The sequence below is a fragment of the Paradesertivirga mongoliensis genome (assembly GCF_024436395.1).
Taxonomy (GTDB): Bacteria; Bacteroidota; Bacteroidia; order Sphingobacteriales; family Sphingobacteriaceae; genus Paradesertivirga; species Paradesertivirga mongoliensis.
In genome coordinates this window covers 23,252-45,621 of sequence record NZ_JAFMZO010000005.1, presented here as the reverse complement: position 1 = coordinate 45,621, position 22,370 = coordinate 23,252, and the positions used below count along the sequence as shown (strand labels likewise).

Genomic DNA, 22,370 nt, shown 5'->3' with positions numbered 1-22,370 from the left:
TGAATAGTACCTTTGCACACATGTCTGATAAAAAGATAATTTCACTTCTTCCGGCTGCAACAGAAATTGTATGTGGCCTGGGGCTAAAAGATCAGTTAGTTGGCCGCTCTCACGAATGTGATTCTCCCGAAAGTATCATTGATTTGCCTGTATGCTCTTCAGCGAAGTTCGTTTCCGGATCTTCAAGCATAGAGATCGATCAGCAGGTAAAAGATGTCTTGTCTGATGCGCTTTCTATTTATACTATTGATAAAGAAAAAGTGAAAGATTTAGATCCCGCGGTTATAATTACCCAGGCTCAATGTGAAGTCTGTGCGGTATCGTTAAAGGATGTGGAAGAAACCCTGCAGGAAGTACTTCAAAATAATGTAGAAGTGATTTCGCTAAATCCTCGGACGCTTTCTGATATTTTTAATGAGATTGTGCTAATCGCAGAACGCTTAGGGGTAAGAGACAAAGGGGAAGAGTTTGTATCAGAACTACAAGAGCGGTGCGACTTAATTCACCATAAATTAAAATTTGTGGAACAGCGGCCTTCGGTAGTGTGTATTGAATGGTTGTCGCCCTTAATGGTTGCAGGAAACTGGACTCCGGAGTTAATATCCATAGCTGGCGGTAGGTCATTGCTGGCCGAAAAAGGTAAGCACTCGGGGTATATTAATTTCGATGCTATCAAGTCGGCAGATCCGGAGGTTATTATTGTTGCGCCATGCGGTTTCCCGATGGAACGAACCCTGCAAGAAATTAACCTGCTGCTAGAACTACCCGGATGGTATAATTTACAAGCGGTCAAGAACGATAAAGTGTTTATTTGTAACGGCAATCAATATTTTAACCGTTCAAGCCAAAAGGTTGTCGATACCATCGAGCTTTTAGCGGAGATCTTGCACCCCAAGCAGTTTGTTTTTGGATATGAAGGAAAAGGTTGGCTCAAGTTCTCATGTTAACTTAAAACTTTATTTATGAAACCTATATTCAATATCCTCTCGGCAGGTTTGATTGCATTATTTATAAGCGTCGAGGTATCAGCGCAAAGCAAAGAGAAGGTTCAGGCTAAATGCGGTTTGCTTTGGGAAGTGAGCGGCAAAGGGATGAAAGCGCCGTCTTATTTATTCGGCACCTATCACCTGATCGGCAAAAACTTTCTCGACACTTTACCGGCCATTATGCGGCATTTTAGTAAAGCCCAAACTGTGGTAGGGGAGGTCGTTATGGAAGATGAAATGGCCATGGCTCAAAAGCTTATGCCGATGATGCTTTTGAAAGACAACAGCCTCGACAAAATTCTTTCAGACCGGGAGTTTGCCGAGATAGATTCCTTTCTTAAAGTTAAAACCTCTATGAACCTTAGTATGCTAAATGGTATGAAGCCTGCTGCTGTTCAAATAATGTTGGTTGCGATGCTCGCACCGAAGAATATATCTCCCGAAAATCCGGCCCTGGATATGTTTTTCCAAACCGAAGCAAAAAAGGCCGGAAAAAACGTTGTTGGATTTGAAACTGCAGAGCAACAGGGAGCTTTATTGTTTAACCAAAGCTTATCGCGGCAAAAGGACCTCTTATTGAAAACCGTGCGCGAGAATGCCAGAATGATGAGAGAGAGTCAGGAATTGTTTCATTATTATAAGAATCAGGATCTGGAAGCTATTGAAAAAGCATTTTCTTCTAACGAAGATTATACCCCGGAAGAGATGGATGCCATGCTAGCGCAACGCAATAAGGTTTGGATAAAAGTGATGCCAGAAATGATGAATAAGAGTTCTGTATTCTTTGCAGTTGGGGCAGGTCATTTGGTTGGTAGGGAAGGACTTATTAACTCATTAAGAGAGTTAGGATATACATTGAAACCTGTATTCTAGAACCATTTTTGAGTTTAACTCCTCCTACGTAAGTCTCGTTTATTAAGGACATAAAAAAAGGTAGCCGATCTGGCTACCTTTTCTTGTAATCTATGGGAATATCTTACAATGTTGCTAATGATTGACTGGCCGAAACAAATTTGCTGGCTGCTGTCTGAACGTCTAAAAAGTTAGACGAATACTTTACCGGAGTACTGTCGCTGTATAAAAACATAGCAGTTTTTCCTTTTATCGTCTTAATAATATCGTTGGTAAGTTCTACCGGAACTGCAGGGCAGCCATGGCTTCTTCCTAAATATCCGTTCTGATTAACGAAACTTTGGCTTACATAATCAGCGCCATGAACTACGATCGCACGTGCAAAGGCATTGGTGTTGTATCCTTTATCAAGGCCTTTCAGTCTCAATGATAAACCGTGTTTTCCAAAATATGTGTCATCAGTTACATAAAAGCCAAGGCTGGATTGGTGCGATTCTGAAGTGTTTGAAAACTTTTCAGCGTTCAAACCACCGCTACCTCTTCCATGTGCCACCAATGTATGAAACAAGATTTTACGTTTCTCTAAATCTACAATCCACAAACGTTTTTTAGAACTTGGTTTAGTGAAATCCACGATAGAGATGATTTGTTTGTCGCCGGAAATCTTGTAATCCCCTTTTAGGTGATAGTATCCGGTTAAAGCTTTTTTGAAAACTTCAAAATCCAGAGACGCTGCACTTAATTTCGCAGAATCATAAATCTCTGTAATATGCTGACTGAATAGTTCTTCAGCCGACGCTGTTCCTGAAGTTATTGTTGTTTGAACCGACTCTTGAGCAACAGCCGTGTTTGAAATTACTTCCTTTTCTTTTAAACCCCATCCGATAGCAGGTATACTTAATGTTAATAGTATGAATGATGCCCCGCGAAAAATCCTTTTCCTCATATTATCCCTCAGTAAATTGTTATGTAGAGTTTATTCGATAGATTTAGTTTAGGTTTTGTTGATACAAATATACCACAAAATTAACTGTTAGACAAGCTATTAGTGAAAGTAATTGTCATATTAGTATAACAAGTTTTTGCGGTGTCAATCATAAAAAAAGCGCTTGTGTAAACACAAACGCCTTAAGAATTTAAGTAGTATACGGTTTATAATAAATTTCTCCAGCTTACTAAACTGGCAATCATCTGATCCAGCTTGTCAACGGCAACACGTTCCTGCTGCATGGTATCCCGATGGCGGATGGTGACCGTATTGTCTTCCAGTGTTTGATGATCTACTGTGATGCAAAAAGGCGTTCCGATTGCATCCTGACGACGATAGCGTTTTCCAATAGCATCTTTTTCTTCGTAAATAACGTTATGATCCAGTTTCAAACTGTCCATAATCTCTTTAGCCTTTTCAGGAAGCCCATCCTTCTTGGTAAGGGGGAAGATAGCAGCTTTAACCGGGGCCAGGCAAGGATGTAGCTTCAAGACCACGCGGCTGTCGGTTTTATCTCCTTCACTCAAATCTTCCTCTTCATACGCATTAATCATAGTTAAAAGGAACATTCTGTCGAGGCCAATAGAGGTTTCAATAACGTAGGGAATATAGTTGCCCACAGGCTTACCATCCTCATTTAAATCGTTATCGAAATACTGAAGTTTTTTACCCGAGAACTTTTGATGCTGACTTAAGTCAAAATCAGTTCGGCTGTGAATTCCTTCAACTTCTTTAAATCCAAACGGGAATTCAAATTCAATATCCACGGCGGCGTTAGCATAATGCGCCAGTTTTGTATGATCGTGAAAACGGTATTTTTTTGAATCGGTTCCAAGGGCCTTATGCCATTTTAAACGAGCTTCCTTCCAATACGCATACCATTCCATTTCGGTGCCCGGGCGGACAAAGAACTGCATCTCCATCTGCTCAAATTCCCGCATCCGCATAATGAACTGCCGGGCAATTACTTCATTCCGGAAAGCTTTTCCGATTTGGGCAATCCCGAAAGGGATTTTCATCCGGCCGGTTTTTTGCACGTTCAAATAGTTAACAAAGATACCTTGGGCCGTTTCCGGACGGAGATAAACCAAATCTGCATCGTCAGCTACTGCACCCATTTGCGTAGAGAACATCAGGTTAAATTGTCTTACATCGGTCCAGTTTTTTGTGCCTGATACCGGGCAAGCAATTTCATGCTCGACAATCAAATCGCGTAAAGCAGTTAGATTTTCGCCTTTTAAGGCTTCATCCATCGCCGTTTGCAATTTAGCTGCTTTATCAGTTTTGCCGTCTTTTTCGTAACGAGCTATCTTATCTTCTAATAGTTGGTCGGCACGGTAGCGCTTCTTTGAATCTTTGTTATCAATCATTGGGTCGCTAAAGCCGTCTACGTGGCCCGAAGCTTTCCAGGTGGTTGGATGCATGAAAATTGCAGCATCAATTCCCACGATATTCTCGTGCATTTGAACCATTGATTTCCACCAATAGGCTTTAATGTTATTTTTTAGCTCTGCTCCATTTTGCCCATAATCGTACACAGCGCTCAGGCCATCATAGATTTCGCTCGACTGGAATACAAATCCGTATTCTTTGGCGTGGGATATAACGTTTTTAAACAGTTCGTCGTTATTTTTACTCATGATGCTGCAAAGATAATTTGATCTGCCATATTTTTATCAAGTTTATGAATTCGTTTACGATCGGCCGGCTTCTTGAATTATGGCCTATGAATTGCCATTTTAATTAGCTTGATTTGCCTTAATAAGTATTTCTATTTTCTGACATTCAATTTTGTTAAACCTTGAGTATAATAGTAGACCAACTTACAAAAGTTTACGGACAGCAGCGGGCGATAGATAATATCAGTTTTAATGCAGAACCGGGTAAGATATTAGGTTTTCTTGGTCCGAACGGAGCCGGAAAGTCAACTACTATGAAAATTCTGGCCGGTTTCATTCCCCAAACTCATGGTCGGGCAAGCGTTGCCGGGTTTGACGTGACCGGTCAATCTCTAGAAGTAAGACGAAACCTGGGTTATTTACCCGAGCATAATCCTCTTTATCTCGACATGTATGTCAAAGAATCAATGGAATTTGTGGCCAATCTGCACGGGGTAGCAAATAGAGCCGCGCGGATCAGTGAAGTAATCGACCTTACTGGCCTCGGTGTAGAGCAACATAAAAAGATAGGTGCTTTATCAAAAGGATACCGTCAACGGGTTGGGATAGCGCAAGCCATTATCCACGATCCTAAAGTTCTTATTTTAGACGAACCAACATCAGGTTTGGACCCGAATCAACTCGTTGAAATACGAAATTTGTTAAAGGAACTTGGCAAATCTAAAACACTTGTTCTTTCCACCCACATTATGCAAGAGGTAGAAGCCATCTGCGAACAGGTGGTGATCATAAATAAAGGTCAGATTGTAGCGAACGACTCTTTGGCCGGTTTAAAGGAATCACATAGCAAAAACTCTCTCGAAGAGATATTTATATCGCTCACCAGCCCGGCCGGATTTTCCGTGGATTAATGCATTTATTGGCGGGTTTTTTGTTTAAGTGATTTTTGTCTTAATTTCGGCAGCCAGACTCTTTCTATGTTTACACTCTTCAGAAAAGAAATTAACGGATACCTCAGCTCTTTAGTAGCTTATATCACTATCGGGGTTTTTTTGCTGGTTATGGGTCTGTTCTTATGGGTTTTTCCTGAATCAAGCATCCTTGATTACGGGTATGCTACGATGGAAGGCTTGTTTAATACCGCACCTTACATCTTTATGTTTATGATTCCGGCGCTCACCATGAGAACCTTGTCCGAAGAGCAGAAGGACGGAACTTTTGAACTGCTTGCAACACGTCCTTTAACCGACTGGCAAATTGTTTGGGGAAAGTATTTCGCATGTTTACTTATCGTATTGCTGGCGCTGCTACCAACTTTAATTTACTACTATGCCGTTTATAAGCTGGGTGCTACAGAAGGTAACATTGATACCGGCGCTGTTATTGGTTCGTATATAGGCTTATTCTTGTTAGGCGGAGCTTTCGTAGCAATCGGTCTTTTTGCATCGTCGGTTACAAAAAACCAGATCATCGCCTTCGCAATAGGTGTTTTTTTATGTTTTTTTACCTTCATCGGATTCGATTCTTTAAGCCAACTTCTTTCATTCAGAACCATTGATTCTTTTATAGCTTCCCTGGGGATCAATGAACATTATCAGTCGGTAAGTAGGGGAGTACTGGATACACGCGATCTGGTTTATTTCTTAAGCTTTATCGGGGCCTTTCTTGTTGTCACCAAAACGGTTTTAGGAGGAAGAAAATGGTAAACCGGAAAAAGACAGATCTGACCTACCTCGCCGTGTTTGTGTTGGCACTGTTCTTAGTCAATGTGGCATCATCCTTTGTTTTCGAGCGCTTCGATTTTACCGCCGAGAAGCGGTACACTCTCTCTGAGAACACAAAATCGACCTTGTCGCAATTGAGAGAACCCTTACAGGTCACGGTGTACCTTGAAGGCGACTTTCCGGCAGGTTTCAAACGACTGAGAAATGCGACCCGGGATATTCTGTCCGATTACCGGTCTTATTCCAATAAGAACATAAGCTATCACTTTGTAAACCCATCTTCCGGAAATCAGCAAGATCAGGAACAAGCTTATGTTGACCTCGTCGAGAAAGGATTGCAGCCCACCAATTTAACCGTTGATACAGAAGATGGCAGAACTCAAAAGATAATTTTCCCGGGGGCTTTAATAACTTACCAGGGTAGACAAATGGCGGTAAATCTGTTCCAAAGTAAAATGGGTGCCTCACCGGAGGATGTCTTAAATAATTCTATTCAGAACTTGGAATACGCGTTCACCAGCGCTGTAAGAAAAATTATCAGCGGGGGCAGGCCTCGGGTAGGTTTCACCGAAGGAAATGGTGAATTGTCTGATCTTCAGCTTTCTGATGCAATGGCTTCGCTACAGTTTGGCTACGAGGCCGGAAGGGTCAACCTTAATGCCATCACCTTTGAGGGGCTCGATAAACTTAAACTGCTGGTTATTCCGAAACCGGACACAGAATTTACAGAAACTCAGAAGTATAAGATCGATTATTTTCTGATGAAGGGTGGAAGTATTCTTTGGGCCGTAGATAATGTAAACGCTGAGCTGGATAGCTTGAGAAGTGCTGGTTCACAGCTTGCTTTCGCTAAAAAGCTAAATCTCGATGATATGCTTTTTAAATACGGCGCGAGGATAAATTATAACCTTGTTGCCGATATGAGTTGTGCCCAAATCCCGCTGAATGTGGGCAATCTTGGACAGCAGGCGCAGATCCAATTGGTGCCATGGCTTTTCTATCCCATTTTTGTTCCCGTTTCTACACATCCTTTGGTGAAGAATTTGGATGGAATACGAAGCGAGTTTGCCAGTACCATTGATACTATCGCTGTCCCCGGTGTAAAAACACAGGTCATTTTAAGTACTTCGCCGTTTAATAGGTTGTTACGGGTGCCGTCTATTATAAGTTTGCAAATGGTAGAGCAGGAGCCTGATATTGAAGCTTTTAGGAGTAATCCAAAGCCTGTAGGCGTTTTATTGGAAGGGACGTTTCCTTCAGTATTTTCCCGCCGACCTGTTCCTGCGGGTATTGACGGCCCGCAAAGAATTCCTGAGAAGAGTGCGCCTGCAAAAATGGTTATTATAGCCGATGGAGACATCCTGAAAAGTCAGATCAGCTCACAGGACGGATCGCCGTTTCCGCTCGGTTTTGACCGCTATACTCAGCAACAGTTTGGCAATAAAAACTTTCTTCTGAATATTGCGGATTATTTAACCGACGATTCGGGAATCATCGAACTGAGAAACAAGGAAATCAAAATAAGATTGCTAGACAAAGCCCGGGTAAAAGATGAAAGACTGAGCTGGCAGTTGTTCAATATATTAGGTCCTTTAGGCCTTATTGCGGTGTTTGCCTTGATTTATCATTATTACCGGAAAAGAAAATATGGAAGCCTTGTTACTGCATAATGCAAAAGGCTGGTTTTATTAACATTCCGCCTAGAATGTTAGGATTTTCTTTTTCGGGATCTTCTACCTTTTTCTATTTTTGATGGGTGATGGTTTCTGCCGTCAGGAACTTTAAATTTGTTCGATTCCCGTTTAAAAAGATAATATATATAAGATATGAGATTTATTGTTTCGACGTCAACTTTGTTAAAGCAGTTACAGGCAGTGAATGGGGCGTCAAGCAGCAGTACGGTGTTGCCTATTCTGGAGAATTTTTTATTCGAGATAAAAGATAACGTTTTAACGATATCGGCAACCGATCTTCAGACCAGCATGACCACCTCCTTGCCGGTTGAATCAAAAGAAGAAGGGAAAATAGCTATACCCTCCAAAATTTTGATGGAAACCTTGAAAACCCTGCCAGATCAGCCTATTGCTTTCACTATTGATGATGCCACATTTGCAATAGAAATAAGTGCAGGCGACGGTAAGTACAAATTGAGTGGAGAAAACGGTGAAGATTTTCCGAAGATCCCGGTGGTAGAAAACGCCTCTTCAGTAAATGTCCCAGCTTCAGTTTTAGCCGAGGCAATTAATAAAACTATTTTTGCAGTAAGTAATGATGAACTACGCCCGGCAATGACCGGTGTATTTTGCCAGTTAACTCCGCAGCATCTTACTTTTGTTTCTACGGATGCCCACAAATTGGTTCGGTATCGGAGGATGGATGCAAAAGCCGACTCTTCTGCTTCGTTTATTCTTCCAAAAAAGGCTTTAACCTTACTAAAATCATCTTTACCTACAGATGATGTAAATGTTTCAGTAGAATATAACTCTACAAGTGCCTTTTTTCGTTTCGGAAACATTAACCTCATTTGTCGGTTGATCGACGAAAGATACCCGGATTATGAAGCTGTTATCCCTCAGAACAACACTAATAAACTGACGCTAGATCGGGCATTATTCTTAAATTCATTACGCCGCGTGGTGATATTTGCAAATAAAACCACTCATCAAGTAAGATTAAGAATAACAGGAAGTGAACTGAATGTTTCCTCTGAAGATATTGACTTCTCTAACGAAGCGCATGAGCGTTTGAGCTGTCAGTACGAAGGTGACGATATGGAAATAGGTTTCAATGCCAAGTTCCTGATTGAAATGCTAAATAATTTAAGCGGTGAAGAAGTTACCATCGAGATGAGTACTCCAAATCGGGCAGGTTTACTTTTTCCTCAAACCAACGACGAGCGTGAAGATGTGTTAATGCTCGTAATGCCTGTGATGCTGAATAGCTACGCCTAAGTGTAGGTTATTTAACACAATAGTTTAATAGATCTTATTGAAAGCGCTTGGTCTGGTTTTTGAACCGGATTAGGTGCTTTGCGCTATTTAATTTCTATTAAATATCTCAATTATGAACACACACGCACAACTTAAAAAACTAATGGCTGCTGTTGCAGTTATTTTTAGTCTTACATTTTTACTTAGTTCCTGCGATCACGAAAATCCTGAAATGAACGCTACAGCTAGCGTCAGAGTGATCCATTCGTCTCAGTCAACCGGATCGGTCGATCTGTTTGCCGACGATGTAAAGCTTAATACCTCTGCCATCGCCTATTCAGAATCTTCAAATTACTTTGAAACGAAAGCAGGCGAACGAACTATTCAAACCCGACTTACCGGAACCTCACAAGTGGTGAGTTCTCAATCGATCAACCTGGAAAGAGGTCAGCAATACACCATATACGTAACCGGATCGGGTACTGCAGGCCAAAATTCGGTAGTTACAACCGATGATAACTCATCGCCTTCGTCCAATCAGGGGAAAGTACGTTTTATCAACCTGAGTACGCTTACATCAAATGCAAGTTTGATGATGGACAACACCACTACATTATTCAGTAACGTTGCATATAGCACAACCTCTAATGTGGCGACAGTGGCGCCCGGCACTCATACTTTTAAGGTGACTTCGGCTGCTAACGCAAATCTGAGCGCAACTACCACGGCAAATATCGAAGCCGGAAAAATTTATACCATTTATCTTTCCGGAACCACGGTACTTGGTCTGCATATAGCAGCAAATAATTAATTGTATAATCAAAAGCACAAAGCATGTCCGGTTAAAACTAACCGGACTTTTTTTTGTCTATTCAATTTAATTCATAAGTATTTCTATTTTTGGCCATCCTAAAAACAACCGCAGCTTGGAACTTATACAAACTCTAGTAGATTTCATCCTACATATAGATCAGCATTTAGTAGATATTGTGAGTGAATACCAGACCTGGACCTATCTCATTCTTTTCCTCATCATCTTCGCCGAAACCGGATTTGTAGTGACTCCTTTTTTGCCGGGTGATTCCTTGCTTTTCGCCGCGGGAGCAATTATAGCAAAACCCGAAAGTGATCTGAGTATCTGGCTTACCTGGGCCTTACTGGTAGTAGCTGCAATAATAGGCGACTGGGTAAATTATACCATCGGCGATTACATTGGTCCGAAAGCATTCAGCGGACGGTACAGATTTTTAAAGAAAGAGTATCTGGATAAAACACAGGATTTCTATGAGAAACACGGCGGAAAGACTATAATTTACGCCCGTTTCATTCCTATAATCAGGACTTTCGCGCCATTTGTGGCTGGTGTGGGTACTATGAGCTATTCCAGATTTGCGTCGTATAACGTCATTGGAGGCTTACTCTGGGTAACAAGTTTTCTGTTCATCGGCTACTTTTTTGGAGGTTTACCTGTGATTAAGCAGAACTTTACGTATGTGATTTTTGGTATCATTATTCTGTCTTTGTTGCCACCAGTTATTGAAATTCTTAGAGAAAGATTAAAAAAAAGGGATTAATCATCGCCCTCGGTTCTTCCTATAATTTTTCCTTGTTCGAAAAGCTTTTCCTGTTGCTCGGTTTCGACTTTGTAGGCTTGCAGGTTGTGGTCGTTTAATCGCCGAACATCAGGTTGGCCTGCGTCTATCCAGGCCGAGTACCAGAAGCATCCTGTTGCTAGTATAGAAGCGCGCATCTGGCGTTCTACCATTCCGTTCATGGCTTGATGATAAGCGGCAGAATATTCCTCCGAATAGGTTTTCACAACTCGTCCGTTTCGTTCAGAAAAGCTATACCTTCTGTCTGAAGGAAAACTTCGGGAAAGCCTTGCTTCTATACCCAGAACAGAATCTTTGTAAGAGTAAGCACGGCTCACAATAGTCCATGCTTCCTTAAGGGGATTTTCGATGTATTTGGCCTTCCCGACAAAAAAGTCGTACTCATGCGCAAAAAGCTCGGGTAGGCGGCTTTCCCAGAAACCGTGAATGCCTGTTTGTCCCGAGAGTTGCCCATTATAATTTTCGGTGGTGTGAAGCGGTACATGTGCATCAGAAACATAGTGTCCAAGATCGGAGGAATATTTTAAAACTTTGGCAGCATCTTTCTCTATAAAAGCTCTCACTAAAGCATTATAACTGCGCTGAATTTGCCATGGAACAATGCCGTAAGCTTTTACGGTATCTTCAGAGAATTTTTTCACCGCATCCTGCCACTTTTGTGGGATACTATCAAAAGGTCTTTCGCCGTAATGATCGGCGTCGAGGTAATGTCGTGCAGCTTCAGCCGAGTCGGCGTACCTGCGTTTGTCCGCGTCGACTGCATGTTCGGTTAAATACGAGATGTTATCTTTATAAAACTTTATCATGTCCTGAGGGAGTGTAAAGACCGCAAGTCTGTTAATCTTTTTGTGAGCAAAGAAGCCCCAGGACGAACAAAGAAGGGTAATTGCCAGGAGGCAAACTGTTGTGGTGATTTTTTTTGTCATAGGATGTTAGGCAGGTGAAAGATAGGATATTAAGAAGTTTTTCGCCAATGAAATATTTTTAGCATTTGTATTTGAATATTAAATAGTTCGCCTTATATTTGCAGTCCTAAAATAAGACGGATAAAAAGCTTACAAATGGCAAATCATAAATCAGCGTTAAAGAGAATCAGAGCAAATGCAGCTAAACGTTTACGTAATCGCTACCAGGCGAAAACTACTCGTAATGCAATTAAAAGACTACGTGGTACCACTTCAAGAGAAGAAGCATCTCCTCTTTTGACCAAAGTTATCTCTATGCTCGATCGTCTTGCAAAGAAAAATGTAATTCATAAAAACAAAGCTTCTAACAATAAGTCTAAACTGACAAAGTTTGTTAACGGTTTAAAATAAGATTTCCTTCGTGGACGGAAAGGGGATACTGAAAAGTATCCCCTTTTTTGTTTTATACCTTGGTTTTTATAGTTTTAGGTATGGAAACCTATAAAGACAAAATCACAATCAAATCTTGGGCGGAAGAAGATCGCCCGCGCGAGAAATTACTTAGCCAGGGCAGAAGAAGCCTTACAGATGCGGAGCTTATCGCCATTTTGATTGGTTCGGGAAGCAGGCAGGAAACCGCCGTTGAATTAAGTAAGCGTATTCTTCACTCTTTTGAAAATGATCTTGACAAACTCGGACGCCTGTCTGTTAAAGAACTATCCAAGTTTCGGGGAATAGGGGAGGCTAAAGCCATTTCAATTATCTCAGCCATGGAGTTGGGGCGGCGCAGAAGAGAATCTGAGACCGCAAAAGTTAGTCAAATAACCTGCAGCAGGGACATCTTTAATTTAATGAAACGCTATCTCGCTGATTTAAATCACGAAGAGTTTTGGATTGTGCTTCTAAATCGCGCCAATAACGTACTATCGCAACATCTAATTTCTAAGGGAGGGCAGGCAGGTACTATCGCCGATCCTAAGATCATTTTTCAGGCAGCTCTGGAAAACCATGCAGCTTCCATTATCTTATCTCATAACCATCCTTCCGGTAATTTAAAGCCGAGCCAGGCAGATATCAATCTTACCAGAAAACTTAGAGATGCGGGGCAATTGCTTGATATTTCAGTCCTCGACCATGTCATCTTTACCAATTCGTCTTATTTTAGCTTTGCCGATGAGGGAATGTTGTAGTGGAGAAAAAAGACAGGATTCTAAATAACCAGTACACTTTGAGCTTTCTGCTTTCACCTTTTTCCTTTCGTCTTTCCTTTTACCTCTCTCCTTTCACCTTTTTTCTATCTTTGCCCTTCATTATTCAAATTCAAATGAAGATCTCATACAACTGGCTAAGACAGTTTATAAATACGGAGCTGAGTACTGACGAGATTTCACAAATTTTAACAGCAATCGGGCTGGAGGTGGAAAGCGTCGAAAAGGTACAAACAATCCCTGGCGGGCTGGAAGGCCTGGTGATCGGTTATGTTAAAGAATGTGTTCAGCATCCCAACGCCGACAGGTTACGCATCACAAAAGTAGATGTAGGGGCAGGAGAGGATCTGCAGGTTGTTTGCGGTGCTTCAAATGTAGCCGCGGGTCAAAAGGTGGTAGTGGCTACTGTAGGAGCAACCGTTTATCCCACCAGTGGCGAACCTTTCAAAATCAATAAATCAAAGATCAGGGGCGAGGTTTCTGAGGGAATGATTTGTGCGGAAGATGAAATTGGCTTGGGGGCTTCTCACGAGGGTATTATGGTTCTAAGCGAGGATGCTTTAACAGGTACATCCGCCCGGAAATATTTTCAGATAAGCGACGACTACCTGTTTGAGATTGGCTTAACACCAAACCGGGCAGATGCAGCGTCGCATTTAGGCGTTGCGCGCGATTTGGCTGCGTATCTGAGATCTGAAGTTAATTTACCCGATGTCTCAGCTTTTAAAGCAGATAATGATGAGCTCAAAATTCCCGTTCGCATAGAAAATGAAAGGGCCTGTCCGCGTTACTCATCATTAACCATAACCGGGGTTACGGTTAAAGAATCGCCCGATTGGTTGAAAGATAAGCTCAAAGTTATCGGCGTTCGTACTGTGAACAATATCGTTGATGTAACAAATTATGTGTTGCATGAATTAGGACAGCCTTTGCATGCCTTTGATGCCGATAAGATAGAAGGCGCCGAGGTAGTTGTTAAGAATTGCGAAGAAGGAACCACTTTTATTACGCTGGACGAGGTGGAACGCAAGCTGTCCGCGGAAGATTTAATGATCTGCAATACCGAAGCTCCAATGTGTATAGCGGGCGTTTTTGGCGGAATTACTTCGGGCGTAAATGAATCTACAGCAAACGTATTTTTAGAAAGTGCTTATTTTAATTCTGTAGCAGTTCGTAAAACATCAAAACGCCATGGCTTAAAAACCGATGCGTCATTTCGCTTTGAACGCGGTACCGATCCTGAGATGACAGTTTTTGCGTTGAAAAGGGCTGCTTTATTAATTAAGGAAGTTGCCGGTGGTGAGATATCATCTGAGATTTCAGATTTATATCCGATACCGGTTGCCCCGTTCGAGGTCTCTGTTTCCTATAAAAACGTGAACCGTTTAATAGGAGCCGATATTCCCGTGCAAACGATAAAAGAAATTATTCAGGCACTTGGTATCCGAATAAAGGACGATCAGGTTGATAAGATAGTTCTTGAGGTTCCTTCATTCAAGGTCGATGTGACTCGCGAGGTTGATATTATTGAAGAAGTTCTTCGAATCTATGGTTACAATAATATCGCTATACCATCTCAGATCCGGGCTTCCTTAAATACCTCAGTTAAGCCAGACAAAGAAGCGGTACAAAATCAAATTGCTGATATGCTTACTGCAAATGGTTTTTCAGAAATATTGTCTAATTCTTTGACTAAGGGGCTATATGATGTGGATTCGGAAACTGCGGTGAGGATCTTAAATCCGCTGAGCAGTGATTTGGATACCATGCGCCAGACCTTGTTATATTCCGGACTGGAAGCAATCGCGTATAATCAAAATCGTAAAAACCCCGATTTAAAGCTTTATGAATTTGGCAAGGTGTATTTCAAAACCGATTCAGGATATAATGAAAACTTCCGCCTGTCTTTATTCATGACCGGCCGAAATCTGAGTCAGCAATGGAATCATACCAATTCTCAGGTAACGTTTTACAACCTTAAAGGCGCAGTTGATGCAATCGTTAAACGTTTAAATATTTCAGGATTAATGGGGGAAGCTATCGAGAGCGCTGATTTTAAGCAGGGTTATCAATATAAAAAAGGAGATCAATCGCTCGTGTCCTTCGGTATGGTTTCTAAAGCTGCATTAAAAAAGCTGGACATTGATAGAGAGGTATTTTATGCAGACTTTAATTGGGATCTGGTGCTAAAAGCTATCCGGAAAAATAAAATCAGCTTTAAGGATGTTCCTAAAACGCCGTCGGTTAGGAGAGATTTATCTTTACTAATAGATAGGGATGTGACTTTTCAGCAATTGCAATCATTAGCTTTGAAAGCAGAAAAAGCTATATTAAAGGATGTCAACCTTTTTGATGTTTATGAAGGTGAAAAGCTTTCGGGAGGTAAAAAATCGTATGCTTTAAGCTTTCTTTTACAGGATGACGAAAAAACTCTTACAGATAAACAGATTGATTCGGTAATGACTAAATTAATCGGTATTTTCGAAAAAGAACTTGGAGCCGAGGTTAGGAAATAGTAAGTAGCGGTGAGGTATGAATGGATTAGCTATTATCTTAATTCATCCAACCTTCAAAATAGAAAACAATGTCCCTAACAGGTCAATTAACTAATGTACTCGACAGAACACAACGACTTATTGAGTTGTGCGAAGTTTTACAAGAAGAAAATGAGCTCTTAAAAAGGGAGAATAAGACCTTACAATCCAACCTGGAAAGTGGGAAGTCTAAAGTCTCAGAGCTTGAAGAAAAGTTAAAGGCGCTTAAGCTTGCAAGGTCATTAGAGGGTATTCCGGTAACGCAAATTACCAGTGATGAAAAAACCCTTGACATAAAGCAAAAAATTAGCGATTTTGTGCGTGAAATAGATAAGTGCATTGTATTGCTTAAAAAGTGATATAACGTGAAACTAAAAGCCAAATGGGAGAAATCTCCATTAAGATAAATATTGCTGACCGTGTTTACCCTTTACGAGTAAATATGGAAGAAGAAGAAGTGATTAGGCGGGCAGCTAAGATTATAAACGACCGTATAAAAGAGTATCAGGACAATTATGCGGTAAGAGATAAACAGGATTTATTGTCAATGTGTGTGTTGCATTATGCAACAGCTACGTTAAAAGCCGAAAAGAAGAGAGTTGATGAAGATACAGAAGTGGCCGATAAGGTTTATCAATTAGATCAGATGCTTGACAATTTCTTTTCAAAGTAATTTACGTTCTTTATATTAGGGCAAAGATTTAACCGCAGTTAAATTAAGTTTCACTATTAATAAACTTAACGCTTCAATATTTACGAAGTCGAGAGAATAGATCACCTGTTTTCAGTTGATCAGGATTCAAGACTCAATCGTGCTCAATGAAGTTTTACAATACATGAAGCTTATATTTAGTTGCGGTTTTTTTTATTAAAACACTATGGAGATAATTGGATACATTTTATTAGGGCTGGTAGTAGGTATCGGCATCGGACGCTTCATGCTTCGGTCGTTATTGAAGAACCAGGAAGTTGCGGCACAGAACAAGGTTAAAAAGATATTAAAAGATGCTGAGAATAATGCTGAAATCTTAAAGAAGAACAAACTTCTTGAAGCTAAAGAAAAATTCCTGCAACTCAAAAGTGAGCACGAACAGGAAATAAACGCTAAAAATAATTCTATTAATCAGCGTGAGAATTCTATTAAGCAGAAAGAACAATCGCTGAATCAAAAGCTGGAAAACCTTAACAGGAAGGAACAGGAGCTGGATAATCAGCGTAAGAACCTGGAACGACAAACAGAGATTGCGGTTAAAAAGCAGGAGGAAGTAGATGTTTTGAAAAATCAACACATTAGCCAGCTTGAAACTATTGCCGGCCTCTCGGCAGATGATGCCCGAAATCAACTGGTTGATTCTTTGAAAGAGGAAGCGCGTTCTAAAGCGATGATGCAGATTAAGGATATTGTTGATGAAGCCAAATTAACGGCTAGTAAAGAGGCAAAAAAGGTGGTTATTCAAACTATCCAGCGCACTGCAACGGAAGCGGCTATAGAAAACACTGTTTCTATTTTTAACATTGAAAGTGACGAGATAAAAGGCCGTGTGATTGGTAGAGAGGGACGTAATATCCGCGCTTTAGAAGCGGCAACAGGAGTGGAAATTATTGTTGATGATACACCGGAGGCAATTATATTATCAGGTTTCGATCCCGTACGGAGAGAAATAGCCCGTCTTGCACTGCATCGTTTGGTAACGGATGGACGTATTCACCCAGCACGAATTGAAGAAGTTGTAGCCAAAACCCGGAAACAGATTGAGGATGAGATTGTAGAAATCGGCGAACGTACCGTAATTGATCTTGGAATACACGGACTTCATCCTGAACTAATCAGGATGGTTGGGCGGATGCGTTACCGCTCTTCATATGGTCAAAACCTGTTACAACACTCGCGTGAGGTAGCGAATTTCTGTGCCACGATGGCTTCGGAGTTGGGCCTTAATGTTAAACTTGCAAAACGCGCTGGCTTATTACACGATATCGGTAAGGTGCCTGATGATAATCCTGAATTGCCGCACGCTATTCTGGGTATGCAGCTCGCCGAAAAATATAAGGAGCATCCTGAAGTGTGTAATGCAATTGGAGCTCACCACGACGAGATCGAAATGACGTCTATGATATCGCCAATCATCCAGGCATGTGATGCCATTTCGGGCGCGCGTCCGGGCGCACGTCGTGAAGTGGTGGAAAGCTATATCAAACGTTTGAAAGAACTCGAGGAACTGGCACTTTCATATCCGGGAGTTGAAAAAACATTTGCGATACAAGCCGGACGGGAACTTCGTGTGGTGGTAGAAAGCGAGCGGGTAACTGACGATCAGGCCGAAATTCTTGCGGCCGATATCTCCAACCGTATCCAGACGGAAATGACCTATCCAGGGCAGATTAAAGTTACGGTAATACGAGAAACGCGATCTGTTTCGTACGCAAAATAAAATTTATTTAAAATACCGATGGGCACGGGTGTATATTCGTGCCCATTTTGTTTATAGGGTGGGTTGTTATTTGATGAAGTTTTAAGGTTTCGTCAGATATAGGGCTATCTTTGCACGTTATGGCAAATAAAGAATCTTCACAAAGACCTATCGCCGCTGTGATGGCTGAACACGATCGAATGCATCAGACTCCAGTCAATAAAACGCTTCAATGGGTCTACATTCCTCTTCTCACATTTGGGTTACTCGGAATGATCTGGGCGATCCCATTTCCTCATTTGGACTTTCTTGGAAAATATAATGGATTTGTAAATTGGGCCTCTTTCGTGATTGCTTTTTCGATTTATTATTACTACACATTGTCGCCGGTTCTTTCGTATGGCATCTTGCTGATGATTTTTGCTTCCTCTGCTGCTATTGTGGGACTGGAAAAGCTGCATTCTAATCACAACTGGCCTTCGTTGGGAATTGTCTGTGCGGGTATATTTTTCGTGGGATTAGTATTTCAGTTAATAGGTTTTAGCAAAGAAGCTAAAATTCCATCGTTTGCGGCATATATAAAATCCATTCTTACCAATCCGATAGCCCTGATGTATCTGGTATTTAAAAAAGCGGGTTTCCGAGGTTAGGGCTTCATACTGGCAGTGTATTTGATATAACAATAGAAAATCTATTGTTATGGAAAAGCACAGTCATATAATACCCGCACTTATTTCGGCGGTGATACCTGGTTTAGGACAGATAGTTAAAGGACAAGTTGTAAAAGGCTTATTGATAATCATTCTTGGAGTAACGATATCTTTTCTTTTATTCTGGACCATAATATTTCCTATATTATTCTGGGCCTGGAACGTATACGACGCCTATACCTCTGATAGTGAGAAGCGCTTCGTGAACGATACCAGTAAACGGGCGAATGCCTGATGATAGGGAGGACAAAGATAAATTTGTCCTCCCTACTCCTTTAATATATAAATAACATCGGAAGAATATTGAGTTAACAGCAGGTAGATACTTTAGTATCAATAAAAATTATGATACTAAATATTTGCAGGTTTCTTACTTCATTCAGGCATTGGTTGTTTTTAAAAGCCATGCGATCTTCTTTTCTTCATTAATTAATTCCATTTTAGTAGAACCTACGGTGCAATCGGTATTAAGCTGATTGACGGAAGGGCTTCTGAACAATACAAATGAATAGAGAGGATTTCGGATCTGATTTTGAATGGGGAGTTTCAACAGCGGCGTACCAAATAGAGGGCTCTCACGATGTTGATGGGAAAGGCTTGTCTATCTGGGACGTATTTACTTCAAAAAAGGGGAAAGTTCGTAACAATCATCATGGTAACACCGCCTGCGACTTTTATAATTGTTTTAAGGGCGATATCGGTCTTATTAAAGACTTAAATATTCCCAACTTTCGCTTTTCTATCAGCTGGTCGCGCATTATACCTAACGGACAAGGGGCGGTTAATCAGAACGGAATCGATTATTATAACAGGATAATCGATTATTCGCTCGAATGCGGAATTACCCCTTGGCTAACCTTGTATCACTGGGATTTACCTCAGGCTCTCGAGCTGCGGGGCGGGTGGACAAATCGGGATATCATCGGTTGGTTCTCCGATTATACTGAACTCTGTGCAAAAAACTTTGGAGATAGAGTAAATAATTGGATGGTAATGAATGAGCCATCGGTTTTCACCGGCGCAGGTTATTTTTTGGGAATTCATGCTCCGGGCAGATCAGGCTTGAGAAATTTTCTTCCGGCAATTCACCATGTGACGCTGGCAACATCTTCCGCCGCGAGACAATTGAAAGCTATCATACCCCATGCAAACCTCGGAACGACTTTTTCCTGTACCCATATAGAGCCTCAGGCGGTTACTGAAAGAAATCTTCTGGCGGTAAATCGTGTGGACACGCTACTTAATCGCACCTTTCTTGAGCCCATCCTCGGAATGGGGTATCCGCAAAACGATTTAAAGGTTTTGAGAAAATTGGATAAATATATAAAGGGGAATGATGAAGCCGACATGGCATTCGATTTCGATTTTATAGGTTTTCAAAATTATACGAGAGAAATAGTTAAGGCCTCGTTTTTTACCCCCTATCTGGGCGCCAGTCTGGTAAAAGCGGAAAAAAGGAATGTTCCGCTCACCGATATGAAATGGGAAGTATACCCGCAGGCTATGTATCACGTTATCAAAAAATTCGATGCTTATCCTCAGATCAGGAAGATTATCATCACAGAAAACGGTGCGGCCTTTCCGGATATAGTTGTCAATGGCGAGGTAGCAGACGAGCAAAGAATTAGTTATTTGAAAGATAATCTTCAAAGCATTTTGCGGGCAAAAAAGGAAGGTTGCAAGGTTGACGGGTATTTTGTATGGACATTGACTGATAATTTTGAATGGGCTGAAGGATATCACCCACGTTTTGGATTAATATATGTGGACTTTGATACACAAAGACGAATTGTCAAAGATTCCGGAAAGTGGTATAAAGAGTTCTTGACGAGAAAGGCCTGATTTTTATCAGGCCTTTCCTTGAATTACTATCAGTGTATCTTTGCTGGGGTGCGATAACCGGAAGATGTATTACTATACCAATCGGTGAACACCGCTCCGCCGGAAGTGGCCCAATCTCCGAAATGCAAATATGTATCGTTAATCGCAGCACCTTCTTTTGGATACTCAAATGTCTCAGTGAAATTCAATGCCCATGGCCAGTTTTCCGCTGACAGATAGTATTTATTATTCGCAGGTATAGAATTATCATGCATAGTGCCAAATAAGCTTAGATTTGCCCGGCTAGTGGGTTGTTTTCCAGGTAAATGTACCTCTGCGCCACGATTTAGGTTGCCAATTAAAAACGGATTATATGGTGCACCGTAAAGAACGGAAATTACTTGTGGGGTGACAAAACTCACATTAACATGCACAGTATCTTTAACTCCATTTGACTCTGCTGCCAGCAATGTCTTGTGGTTTTCAAAAGGAATTATTACTGCGTTTGTCTGGCCTGATTCTGTTCCATTTGAATTCAGAGGGCTGTAATTCACAGTACGTCTCTGGCCGGTTACAGTGCTTATCAGGTTGGACGAGAACGGAAGTTCAACACCAAATCCATTGGTATATGATGCAAATGCGTTATCTACAACAAAGTCTCCGCCCATTGCAACCACCCTGTTGTTTCCGTTGTTAATGTATTTATAACGATATTTTACAACCAGATCATTCATGTCATAGTCGCCTTTGGCGGGCCAGTTGTCCTCAAAAGCTAATGTTCCCATGGTGTTTTTTGAGGGGTAATATGATGTATACGCTCTCGCAGGATCTTCTGGAAATTCATCATTGTTGTCGTATACTCCGTCGCCGTCTGTATCTGTAGCCGGCCCCATTGTAGGAACGCCACTTGTAGAAATGCCGGTTACCGGATTTGATGTTGCATACAGGATTACATCGTTAAAGTCGTGATCACAACTTGGATCGGTTCTGTTTAAATCTTCGAAGCCAATAACATACTGGTTCTCCAACGGATAGTTCAATAAAACCGTGTGGCTTTGCAAAGAAGATGAAGGTTCCGGATTAAATTTCGAGTCTGAATAAAATTTAGGATTATTCACATGTACTATGTTTCCTCCCTGCCATCCAAAACTAAATAGCACGAAACCAATCGAGGTTCCCTCTGAATACCTTCCAATGTGAACCTTGTCTCCAGATACCATCGAGCCCCCTGTGCCTGCAGCTGAAGCATTTGGAAATAGTAGTTTCACTTCACCAATATCATTCACTGTCGTGGGCGGGGCGTTTGTTGGATAGGTATAGAAGCCAATGCTGTTTAAATTTCCGGCACCTTCGGCTACAAATGTTATCCAAACATCAGAAAGCTGAACGATATTAAGGTGTTCTGTTGCATTATCCGACACATATTGGGGGTGGTGAACACGTATATCCTGTTGGTTTGGTAGCGCTGCAGCAAGGTAGCTTAACAGGTTGGCACTCACTGTACCTGGTTGGTCTTCAAGATAGCTTAAAGGCCTGCCCGTGCCATCTAATGTGCCCATGTATGGATAGGTAGTAGACAGTGTTCTGCTGCTCCTGTTTAAAAAGCTTTTTCCGTATAGTGAGTTAGATTTAATTACATCGCCTGAAAGACCAGATTTACCACCGATTACACAAGTAAGTGCATTGCCCTTAATGAGTCCCTGTATATTTTGACTTAAACCCGGATTTTGCGGATTGATAGTTAGTGTTTCCATATACGCAGGAATATTTACAGAGGCTTTAAAATAGCCATTATCGTCCGTCAAACCTCTTAATAAAGTTTCTCCAGAAAGGCTCGAGTTAATGTTTACCATGCTTCGTTTAACGGGTTCATCCAAGTTTGAAAGCAGCCTTACGCTTACATCAACTGATTTAGATGTAGAGAAGTTAAATCCGTCCGGAGCAATTTTATCGCCTAAAAAATTACCAGGACTAGTGTCGTCCTTATGGCAACTAACGAAGAAAAAAGCAAAAAAGAGAGCAAGAAGGAAGGATGAACCAAATTTCATTGAAATTGTTTTGAATTATTA

Annotated in this window: 21 protein-coding genes; 17 read left to right on the top strand and 4 right to left on the bottom strand. The window is 41.2% G+C overall.

Annotated elements, in window-relative coordinates:
* Positions 1 to 20: 20 nt before the first annotated feature.
* Together J3P43_RS18405 and J3P43_RS18400 are read left to right on the top strand one after the other, a co-directional pair.
* Positions 21 to 947 carry a cobalamin-binding protein gene (locus tag J3P43_RS18405; RefSeq protein WP_255905203.1) on the top strand — a complete coding sequence of 309 codons (927 nt, stop codon included), beginning with the start codon at positions 21 to 23 and terminating at the stop codon, positions 945 to 947.
* Between the two features lie 15 nt (positions 948 to 962).
* The gene (locus tag J3P43_RS18400; protein WP_255905201.1) at positions 963 to 1,859 is read left to right on the top strand and encodes a TraB/GumN family protein; all 897 of its coding nucleotides are present in this window, start codon (positions 963 to 965) and stop codon (positions 1,857 to 1,859) included.
* A 103-nt stretch (positions 1,860 to 1,962) separates the two neighbouring features.
* Here J3P43_RS18400 and J3P43_RS18395 read toward each other — a convergent pair whose 3' ends face one another.
* Both J3P43_RS18395 and J3P43_RS18390 read right to left on the bottom strand, forming a co-directional pair.
* Positions 1,963 to 2,784 (bottom strand): murein L,D-transpeptidase catalytic domain family protein, encoded by an 822-nt coding sequence (locus J3P43_RS18395; protein WP_255905199.1) that lies wholly within the window; start codon positions 2,782 to 2,784, stop codon positions 1,963 to 1,965.
* 206 nt (positions 2,785 to 2,990) lie between these two features.
* The gene (locus tag J3P43_RS18390) at positions 2,991 to 4,466 is read right to left on the bottom strand and encodes a glycine--tRNA ligase (RefSeq protein ID WP_255905197.1); all 1,476 of its coding nucleotides are present in this window, start codon (positions 4,464 to 4,466) and stop codon (positions 2,991 to 2,993) included.
* A gap of 161 nt (positions 4,467 to 4,627) precedes the next feature.
* Here J3P43_RS18390 and J3P43_RS18385 point away from each other — a divergent pair, with 161 nt between their 5' ends.
* The 6 genes from J3P43_RS18385 to J3P43_RS18360 all read left to right on the top strand — a co-directional run bounded on the left by J3P43_RS18385 (position 4,628) and on the right by J3P43_RS18360 (position 10,673).
* Positions 4,628 to 5,356: an ATP-binding cassette domain-containing protein gene (locus tag J3P43_RS18385; protein WP_255905195.1), complete on the top strand. Its 729-nt coding sequence runs from the start codon at positions 4,628 to 4,630 to the stop codon at positions 5,354 to 5,356.
* Positions 5,357 to 5,422: 66 nt separating this feature from the next.
* A complete protein-coding gene (gene gldF, locus J3P43_RS18380; protein WP_255905193.1) occupies positions 5,423 to 6,151 on the top strand; it encodes a gliding motility-associated ABC transporter permease subunit GldF in 729 nt (242 codons plus the stop codon).
* Positions 6,145 to 7,839, top strand: coding sequence for a gliding motility-associated ABC transporter substrate-binding protein GldG (gldG, locus tag J3P43_RS18375; protein WP_255905191.1), 1,695 nt, complete (start codon positions 6,145 to 6,147; stop codon positions 7,837 to 7,839). The genes gldF and gldG overlap by 7 nt, the downstream gene beginning before the upstream one ends.
* A gap of 156 nt (positions 7,840 to 7,995) precedes the next feature.
* Entirely contained in the window at positions 7,996 to 9,120 is a 1,125-nt protein-coding gene (gene dnaN / locus J3P43_RS18370; RefSeq protein WP_255905188.1) for a DNA polymerase III subunit beta, read from the top strand.
* Positions 9,121 to 9,232: 112 nt separating this feature from the next.
* Positions 9,233 to 9,910, top strand: a complete 678-nt coding sequence (locus J3P43_RS18365; protein WP_255905185.1) for a DUF4397 domain-containing protein — start codon at positions 9,233 to 9,235, stop codon at positions 9,908 to 9,910.
* 115 nt (positions 9,911 to 10,025) lie between these two features.
* Positions 10,026 to 10,673, top strand: coding sequence for a DedA family protein (locus J3P43_RS18360; protein WP_255905183.1), 648 nt, complete (start codon positions 10,026 to 10,028; stop codon positions 10,671 to 10,673).
* Here the strand turns inward: J3P43_RS18360 and J3P43_RS18355 are convergent.
* Positions 10,670 to 11,638 (bottom strand): zinc dependent phospholipase C family protein, encoded by a 969-nt coding sequence (locus tag J3P43_RS18355; RefSeq protein ID WP_255905181.1) that lies wholly within the window; start codon positions 11,636 to 11,638, stop codon positions 10,670 to 10,672. The two genes, J3P43_RS18360 and J3P43_RS18355, sit on opposite strands and share 4 nt — an antisense overlap.
* 135 nt (positions 11,639 to 11,773) lie before the next feature.
* Here J3P43_RS18355 and rpsT point away from each other — a divergent pair, with 135 nt between their 5' ends.
* From rpsT to J3P43_RS18310, 9 genes are all read left to right on the top strand, one after another.
* Entirely contained in the window at positions 11,774 to 12,028 is a 255-nt protein-coding gene (gene rpsT / locus J3P43_RS18350) for a 30S ribosomal protein S20 (protein ID WP_255905179.1), read from the top strand.
* An 80-nt stretch (positions 12,029 to 12,108) separates the two neighbouring features.
* The gene (radC, locus tag J3P43_RS18345) at positions 12,109 to 12,807 is read left to right on the top strand and encodes a RadC family protein (RefSeq protein WP_255905177.1); all 699 of its coding nucleotides are present in this window, start codon (positions 12,109 to 12,111) and stop codon (positions 12,805 to 12,807) included.
* A 134-nt stretch (positions 12,808 to 12,941) separates the two neighbouring features.
* On the top strand, positions 12,942 to 15,341 hold the full coding sequence (gene pheT, locus J3P43_RS18340) for a phenylalanine--tRNA ligase subunit beta (RefSeq protein WP_255905175.1): 2,400 nt from the start codon (positions 12,942 to 12,944) through the stop codon (positions 15,339 to 15,341).
* Positions 15,342 to 15,409: 68 nt separating this feature from the next.
* The gene (locus J3P43_RS18335) at positions 15,410 to 15,718 is read left to right on the top strand and encodes a coiled-coil domain-containing protein (protein ID WP_255905173.1); all 309 of its coding nucleotides are present in this window, start codon (positions 15,410 to 15,412) and stop codon (positions 15,716 to 15,718) included.
* Between the two features lie 23 nt (positions 15,719 to 15,741).
* Positions 15,742 to 16,032, top strand: coding sequence for a cell division protein ZapA (locus J3P43_RS18330; RefSeq protein WP_255905171.1), 291 nt, complete (start codon positions 15,742 to 15,744; stop codon positions 16,030 to 16,032).
* Positions 16,033 to 16,237: 205 nt separating this feature from the next.
* Positions 16,238 to 17,791, top strand: coding sequence for a ribonuclease Y (rny, locus tag J3P43_RS18325; RefSeq protein WP_255905169.1), 1,554 nt, complete (start codon positions 16,238 to 16,240; stop codon positions 17,789 to 17,791).
* Positions 17,792 to 17,910: 119 nt separating this feature from the next.
* A complete protein-coding gene (locus J3P43_RS18320; protein WP_255905167.1) occupies positions 17,911 to 18,420 on the top strand; it encodes a DUF962 domain-containing protein in 510 nt (169 codons plus the stop codon).
* 49 nt (positions 18,421 to 18,469) lie between these two features.
* The gene (locus tag J3P43_RS18315; protein WP_255905165.1) at positions 18,470 to 18,715 is read left to right on the top strand and encodes a hypothetical protein; all 246 of its coding nucleotides are present in this window, start codon (positions 18,470 to 18,472) and stop codon (positions 18,713 to 18,715) included.
* Between the two features lie 263 nt (positions 18,716 to 18,978).
* A complete protein-coding gene (locus tag J3P43_RS18310) occupies positions 18,979 to 20,322 on the top strand; it encodes a GH1 family beta-glucosidase (protein ID WP_255905521.1) in 1,344 nt (447 codons plus the stop codon).
* Positions 20,323 to 20,351: 29 nt separating this feature from the next.
* Here the strand turns inward: J3P43_RS18310 and J3P43_RS18305 are convergent, their stop codons facing one another.
* Positions 20,352 to 22,349 carry an LruC domain-containing protein gene (locus J3P43_RS18305; protein ID WP_255905163.1) on the bottom strand — a complete coding sequence of 666 codons (1,998 nt, stop codon included), beginning with the start codon at positions 22,347 to 22,349 and terminating at the stop codon, positions 20,352 to 20,354.
* Between the last annotated feature and the right edge of the window lie 21 nt (positions 22,350 to 22,370).